This window comes from Streptomyces sp. NPDC026589 (assembly GCF_040638385.1).
In the GTDB taxonomy this organism is placed as follows: Bacteria; Actinomycetota; Actinomycetes; order Streptomycetales; family Streptomycetaceae; genus Streptomyces.
Genome location: NZ_JBEZYG010000058.1, coordinates 2,032 through 9,503, shown reverse-complemented (window position 1 = coordinate 9,503; position 7,472 = coordinate 2,032). Strand labels below are relative to the sequence as shown.

Here is a 7,472-nt window from a genome sequence, read left to right as displayed (position 1 = left end):
AGGTTCTTCCAGAATCCGGCGTCGCCGACCGACCAGATCATCCCCAGTTCGTTGAGGAGGTCGGTGCGCCAGGGCTTGAGGGTCCCGGCCTTGAATGCGCGGCGCTGCTCGGTGACCCAGGTGCCCAGCCCGTACGTGGAGCCATCGTCGCCCAGTTCGACGGTCGCCTCCCGGGGGACCTGCGCGTGCCCGTGCTCGCGGACCCAGCCGCGCAGGGCGCTGTACCCGGTGAGCCAGACCTCGCTGTCCGGCCGCAGCACACGGGTGCGGAGGAAGAGGGCCACGGATTCGGGGTCGCGGGGGAGGCTGAACCGCAGCAGCGGCGTGCTGCCCGCGATGCCCGGGGCCGCGTCGGTCTCCTCGTCGCTCTCGTCCTCGTCGTCCTGGTGCTCGTCGGTGTCGGCGTCGTCCTGGTCGCCGTCGCCGGGGCCGGCCGCCGGGCTCTCGTCGGGGACGTCCTCCTGGTCTTCGTCCTCGACCTGGTGCTGCTCGTCGGCCGCGGCTTCCTGCGGGTCGAGGGCGAGCACGGAGGTGATCTGTCCGCGTGCGGTGGTGGTGGGCAGCGCCATCTTCTCGATGACCCGGGCATCGTGGGCGCGCAGGCCCTGGAGGACCGCGACGAGCCCTCGGTAGCTGGAGGACGCCATCATGTCGCCGGGGTCCTCCCCGGGCTCCAGGAACACCGGCACGACGATGCGGGACACCTTGCCGTCGCCCGGCTCCTGGCGCAGCGCCCGCCCGATGATCTGCACGACCTCGACCGGGCTGCTGCGGGTGTCCGCGAAGACGACCGCGCCGACGCCGCGCTTGCCCCGGATGTCGACCCCTTCCCCCAGGACCCGGCAGGAGGCCAGGAACGACAGTTCGCACACCCACCCGTCCGCGTCGAGTCCGTCGGCGTACCGGGCGAGGACGTCGCGGCGGTGGGTGGCGGGGTGTTCGCCGGAGAGCCACTCGGAGCCGACCCGGCCCGGGTAGGCGGCGGGGTCGGCGTGGTGGAGGCGGGCGGCGGTCTCCGGCATCGCCCGGGCGAACGCGAGGGCGTCCAGGGTGCGGGAGTGAAACGTCATGTACGAGCGGGTGCCCGACTCGTCGGCGTGCTTGAGGAGCGCGGCCTGGAGCGCGGCGAGCCGCCGGCCCCGCCGCTCCTCGTCGGTGGCCTTCTCGCTGAGCGGTGAGGGGTCGCGGATCTCCAGGACGTCGATCTCGAACCGCGCGAGGATGCCGCGCTCCACCGCCTCGATCAGGCCGATTTCGTAGAGGACCGGCCCGTACAGGGTGGTGTCGTCCATCGAGGCGACGACCCGCCCGCTCAGCGCCTGGCCGCCGCCGGGCGCGGCCCCGGCTGGGCTGGTCGCCTGCTCGTCCTCGGTCGTTGCCGCGGCGGGGCCGGCCGCCCACAGGCGCGGGGTCGCGGTCATGTAGAGGCGCCGTGCGGCCGGGAACCGGTCCTGGTGGTGGATGGCGGCCCACGCCTTCGTGGCGTCGCCCGACGTCCGGTGTGCCTCGTCGACCACCAGCAGGTCGAAGGGCGCCATTTTCTGCCCGTACGAGCCGCGCAGTGCCGTCTCCAGCACGCCCAGGGTCTCGTCGTCGGCGTTGTTTTGGTCGTCGGTCAGGCCCTGCGGGGCGAGGGAGGCGTACGTCGCGAACACCAGCACCGGCCCGGACGCGGCCCACAGCGCCAGCTGGGTCGGGTTGGTCGTGCACCGCACGCCGAGGGCTTCCAGCAGCGGGTCGGCCCCGAGGGAGCAGACCGCGACGGCCGGGCCCTGGTGTCCGGCCCTGCGCCATGCCTCGATCGTCTGTGTCAGCAGGTCCAGGGTCGGGACCAGGACGCCGATCACGCCGTTCGGGCACAGCTTGAGCGCGGCCATCGCCGCCGTGACGGTCTTGCCGGTGCCGGTGGCCATGTGGACCTGGCCGCGCTGCCCGCCAACGGGCAGCGCTCCGTCGGCCGGGAGGGACAGGCCGCGCACGATCGCGTCCACGGCCTCGACCTGATGCGGCCGCAGCGTGATTCCCTGCATGCTCATCGCTCCTCACTCAGCCCGGCGGTCCGGCCCGGGGTGAACGGGGCGACGGCCAGCGCCCCGTCATCATCGACGCTCACCCGCTCAGCGAGCTGGGCCAGGATCTCGTTCGGGGTCAGTCCGGCCCGCGCCGCCGCCGCACGGACCCGCCGCCCGGCAGCCGCGCCCAGCCACACCTCGGCACACAACTCGTCCCGCTTCTCCCGCTGCTGCTCCGTCCACGCGGCATGGGTCCGCAGCGCCGTGGTGCGCCGCTCCTCCCGCTCCCGCGCCCAGGCGCTGCCCTTTTCGTCCTGGTCGCCGTCGTAGACGCCGGCACCGGATGCGGCGAGGTGAGCGGCGACTCGCCGCCATTCGGTGAGCAGGGCCGCCCACCGGTCGGCCAGCTCCTGCGGATCCGCCGCGAACTCCCGGACCGCCACCGGGGAGCGCAGCTCCTGGCGGGTCTCGCGTACCCGCACCACGGCCGTGTCCACGGCCTGGTCCACCTGCGCCCCGGTCATGCCCGCCGCCTGGCGGCGCACCTGATCACGCGCCACGTCCTCCGGAGTCCAGATCACCGCTCATCTCCTCCACCTGTCACAAACCGTCCAATGAGTGCCCAATGTAGCACCACGTGACGTCCAGTTGTTGTACAGTTACCGGTATGAGTGAAGAGAACAGCGTGGAAGCACTGCTGGAAGAGGCCCGTCTCGCAGCAGCGATGCCGCCCCCCGCAGAGCGGTTCCGGCTCCGGGAGGCGGCCGGGTTCTCCCGCGCGCACATCGCGGCCACGGTCGGTGTGGGCCGGTCGACGATCGCGAACTGGGAGACCGGTGTCTCCGACCCGACCCCGCCCGCCCGCCTCCCGTACTTGCGGATCCTGAAGGGCCTCGCGGAGATCTACCCGCCCACCACCACCGCCCCGGACCCGGTCGCGGCCCTGTTCACCGGCACGCCCACCACCCCCCCGCAGCTGCCCGGCCCGCCGCCCGCGGCGCTCATCGGTCTGGAGACCCTGCGCGGTCCGGACGGCCGCGCGATCGAGGGCGACCCCGGCCCGTGCGTGCGGTGCGGTGTCGAGACGACCTACCAGTCCACCGACGGCCGCCCGCTCCACTCCGGCGCCCTGTGCCAGCCCACCACCCCCGCGGCCCCGACCGCCACCGCGCCCACCCCGGCTGCGGCCCCTGCCCCTGCCCGTGTCCCGGCCGCGCCCGCTCCGGCGCCGGTGTCGCCGGTCCCGGCCCGGGTGCCGACCCGCCCCCAGCGCCGGTCAAAGAGCGCCGAGCGCGCCGAGGCGGATCTGATGGCGTTGATCCGGGGTGCGGTCGAGCAGGAGGCGGAGCGAGCCGGCGGGGACGAGGACGCCGCGCTGAAAGCGCTGATCGGCCGGGCGATCCCCGACGTCATGCACCTCTTCAACGAAACGAGGGCCACCGCCCGCTACGAATACACCGCCTACCCGGCGCTGCCGGACATCCTGCACAAGCCGTCGAAGAAGGACCCGGACCAGATCTGGGAGGCCCGCCCCGCCTACACCAACCCCGCCTACTCGATGCGCGCCGCCTGCGCCGACCTCCGGGTGACCGCCCTGGACGTCAACGCCGCCTACCTGTCGGCGCTTAAGGTGTGGCTGCCGATCGGGAAGCTGGAGCACACCACCGGATCGGACGGCGTCGGCCCGAAGCGGTCCGGGGTCCACCTGATCACCCCCGCCGAGTGGGCCCACCCGCACCTGCCCAACCCGCTCGGGGACCGCGACGAGCCCGGCGCCCTCTGGATCACCGACGCCACCCTCCGCCTCCTGCTGCGCCTGTCCGGCCCGAAGTGGGGCCTGACCGGAGCCCCGACCGTTCACGAGTCCTGGACGTCCGGCGCGACCGAGAACTTCCTGGACGCCCTGCGGAAGCTCCTGGTCGCCGCCCGGTCGGAGGCGATCGCCGCCGGGGACATGCTGACGCTGGAGTACGTCAAAGGCATGTACAGCAAGTTCGTCAGCACCATGGGGGAGTCGATCCACAACCGGGAAATGGTCCGCCCCGACTGGATGCACAACATCCACAGCCAGGCGTACGCGCTGCACTGCGGCCGCGCCTACAAAGCCCACCAGGCCGGACTGGACGTCGTCGCGCTCAAGCACACCGACGAGCTCCACGTGATCGGGGACTGGAGGCAGGTGTTCACCGAGGGCCGGGGTGTGTCCGAACTCAAGATCAAGCAGGGCGACGGCAAGACCGCCGGTGAGTACCTGGTCGGGAAGGTGCGCGGCTGATGGCCGGACGCTGGAAGGACTTCGGCCGCTACGGTGCGAACGGCGCACCCGGGGCCGAAGCCCTCGGTATCGCCATGGAGGGCATGGTGCGCGGTGTTGCCTCACCGGTCGACAGCGACCGCGGACTCGCCGCCCGCCTGAACTACCTCACCAAGTCCGACGCCGGATACGAGGCGATGGACCGGGCCGGCGTCCACGTCTCCCCGCGCACGCTCATGGCGTGGCTCGCGGAGGAGCGCAGCCCGAACAAGGCGAACCTGGCCCGCCTCGACGCGGCGTACTGGGACCTGCGCCGCCGCAACGTCGCCGCCGACCTCAAGCACCGGCTCAACAACGGCGGGCGGGGGACCCGGGTGGAGATCAACCCGGTCAACCAGACCGGCGTTGAGCAGAAGTACCGGCGGGACCTGTCCAGCCGCAGCGTCAACGTGCGGGGGGTCTGGGACCGGGCCGTGGACGCGTGGATGGATGACGACCTGGAGGAGCTGGACGCGGTGTGGGACGAAGTCCTGGACCTGATCGGCTCGGACTACGACGGCTACAGCTACGTTTCCTCGATCGGCTGGGCCGCCTGACCACAACCCCCGGAAGGCCCGCCCCCGGTACTGGAGTTGCCGGGGGCGGACCGGTCCAACGCCCGGCCCGTACGGCCGCGCGGCGCGTGATGGGCGGCGGGTCCGTCCTGGACGTGAAGATGGCCGGCACCCTCAGTCCGCTCACGGGAGCGGGTGGCACGGGTGCCGGCCGGAACGCAGCCACCCCACTGGGGGGCCCACCCGCAACATACCTGCCCGCCGGCCCCGGCCGGAGCAGGTACGGTTTTTTCGACACAGAGAGTTCTGGAGGAAAACCCCCGTGATCAGAGCAGGCCGTCAACACCTCGTGCGGACCCTGGCGGACCTCGCCGCGCAGCACGGGGTCGGCATCGACCACTACACCCGCCTCAAGCCCTACGAGGCCCCCGGCTTCCCGGCCCCGGTCAGCTCGCAGGGCACCCGTACGCGGCTCTACGACGGCGAACAGGTCGACGCCTACCTCCTGGGCAAGCCGGTCCCCCCGCTCCCGGCCGACGAGGACGACGGTGACCTCCTGGACCGCCGTGAGTGCGCGGCGCTGATCGGGGTCGCCCCGAACTCCTGGGACATCTACAAGCGAGACCCGGCCCTGACCGAGGCGAGGGTCGAGGCGGGCGGGGTCGACCACTGGCCCCGGGGCGCCGTCCGGTACTTCCAGGACAACCGCCCCGGCCGCGACGCCGCAGCGACCCGGGGCGGCCGGCCCAAGCACACCGGCGACCAGGTCCCGCGCGACCAGGTCCCCGCACTCACCGCCGAGCTGCTGGACGCCGACCCCACCATCAGCGCCGCCACCGTCACCGCCGAACTCGGCATCCACCGCAACACCGCGCAGGACGCCCTCACCCGCCTGCGCGCCGACCGCATCGCCGACCGCATCGACGCCGAGCCGGACCTGACTCCCGCCCAGGCCGCTGCCCAACTCGGTTACCCGGCCGGGCAGGTCCGCCGTGCCACCGCACGGGCCGAGACGGTCCTGCGCGCCCGCCGGGCCGCCCCGTACCTGACCGACGTCGCCACCGCCCTGCACCGAGCCGGCTGGACCACCACCGAAGCCACGCCCGAAGTTCAGTTGCCCGGCGACGACCGGGTCGTCGCCGCGCTCGTCCTGGACGGCGACCGGGCCCCGGCCCCCGCCCTGGTCTGGGACGAGCGGTACGGGTGGCGCACCGCGGCCTCCCGCCGCCACCCCATCACCAAAGGCGCGGTTCTCCCCTCGGAGGGCGGGGGTGTGCGCTACCTCGCCGGGGGCATCACCCCGCCGCCGGGCGACGTCGTCGCCGCCCTCACTTCCTGAACCCGCGACCTCGTCCCAGGTGACACTGGAGTGTCATACTGTGGGCCCACGGCAATGTTGCAAAGAGAGATGCCGTGAGAAGCACGGAGGACCCCCTACCGGGCAGCCACCCGGTAGAAGGCCCTCTCGCAGCTACTGCGGTGACTGAGCCCGGCCGTCCTTTATCCGGCCGGGCTCAGTCATGAGCCACGGCGGTACGGCCACGCGCAGGTCCGTCATCAGACGAACCACCTCAGCAGGTTGATGACCAGGTTGACCACTGACAGCCAGTTCGACGGCGCCCATCGTTGAGACGACCGCCCGCAACTGCTGCACGGGATACCTCTGTTCATCGCGCTTCCCTTCTGGTGACCCCAGAGGAAGCCCCCTGGGGTAGGGGACTTGTACCGGGAAGTCCCCGGCACAAGGTCTGTGCGGGGCCGCCAACTCGGAGAAGCTGGGGGTACTTTACTGGACGACGGAGACGGAGGGGTGCTCGCGGAGCAGCAGTTGCGGAATCGGATACGGTCCGCTCGCCCGCTGGCCTTTCCGTCCCCGGGGTGCGGTGCGTCCCGGGGTGCGGTGCGGACCCACGCGGGTCAGGGCCGGAGTGTGGAGTACCCGATCCGGCCCGCCCTGGCCCGCGCCGTGCCGACCCTGCCGACCGGCCCCACCTGGCATTTTGAGATCAAGCTCGACGGTTCTTCAGACACTTGGCTGTGTCTCATACGGCGACGGGAGCAAAAAGGGGAAGGCGTAACCGCAGGGGAACCTGATTGGACTTGCGCGCCCACCTGGTTGTACGCGCGCTCGGGCCATCGAACCGGCCAGAGTGGGCGTAGACGACCGTTTCCGCCCCCGGGGCCCTATGGAACCTAGGGCAACCAGGAAGGAGGAAGGACCACCCTTGGAGGAGCGGCCGCGGCGGCGGCAGCAAGAAGCCCTTGAGGAGTCTGACCAGTTGCGTAGTCGAAGGACACCGTGGCGCCGGAGAGCACCGCCCTGCCGAAGGACACCGTGCCGCTGGAGAACTCTGCCGCGCGGAAGGACACCGTGCCGTCGGAGAACACTGCTTCGGCGAAGGACACCGTGGCGCCGGAGAACACCGCCCTGCCGAAGGACACCGTGCCGCCGGAGAACACTGCCTCGGCGAAGGACACCATGCCGCCGGAGAACACCGCCCTGCCGAAGGACACCGTGCCGCTGGAGAACACTGCCTCGGCGAAGGACACCGTGCCGCCGGAGAACACCGCCCTGCCGAAGGACACCGTGCCGCTGGAGAACACTGCCTCGGCGAAGGACACCGTGCCGCCGGAGAACACCGCCCTGCCGAA

General features: G+C 72.0%; 5 protein-coding genes and 1 pseudogene. 4 read left to right on the top strand and 2 right to left on the bottom strand.

Annotated elements, in window-relative coordinates; genetic code table 11:
- Together AB0F29_RS41310 and AB0F29_RS41305 are read right to left on the bottom strand one after the other, a co-directional pair.
- Positions 1 to 2,036, bottom strand: a 2,036-nt coding sequence (locus tag AB0F29_RS41310; RefSeq protein ID WP_361884131.1) for a DEAD/DEAH box helicase family protein, incomplete at its 3' end; no start/stop codon positions are given.
- Positions 2,033 to 2,593: a hypothetical protein gene (locus tag AB0F29_RS41305; protein ID WP_361884129.1), complete on the bottom strand. Its 561-nt coding sequence runs from the start codon at positions 2,591 to 2,593 to the stop codon at positions 2,033 to 2,035. The genes AB0F29_RS41305 and AB0F29_RS41310, both read right to left, overlap by 4 nt.
- Positions 2,594 to 2,679: 86 nt before the next feature.
- Here AB0F29_RS41305 and AB0F29_RS41300 point away from each other — a divergent pair, with 86 nt between their 5' ends.
- The 4 genes and pseudogenes from AB0F29_RS41300 to AB0F29_RS41285 all read left to right on the top strand — a co-directional run.
- Complete coding sequence (locus AB0F29_RS41300) at positions 2,680 to 4,287, top strand: helix-turn-helix domain-containing protein (RefSeq protein ID WP_361884127.1); 1,608 nt, start codon at positions 2,680 to 2,682, stop codon at positions 4,285 to 4,287.
- Positions 4,287 to 4,862, top strand: coding sequence for a transcriptional regulator (locus tag AB0F29_RS41295; RefSeq protein ID WP_361884125.1), 576 nt, complete (start codon positions 4,287 to 4,289; stop codon positions 4,860 to 4,862). Before AB0F29_RS41300 ends, AB0F29_RS41295 begins: the two co-directional genes overlap by 1 nt.
- Positions 4,863 to 5,142: 280 nt before the next feature.
- Positions 5,143 to 6,159, top strand: coding sequence for a DUF6292 family protein (locus tag AB0F29_RS41290; RefSeq protein ID WP_361884123.1), 1,017 nt, complete (start codon positions 5,143 to 5,145; stop codon positions 6,157 to 6,159).
- Between the two features lie 960 nt (positions 6,160 to 7,119).
- Positions 7,120 to 7,472 (top strand): annotated as a pseudogene (locus AB0F29_RS41285) (hypothetical protein); the annotation flags it as partial.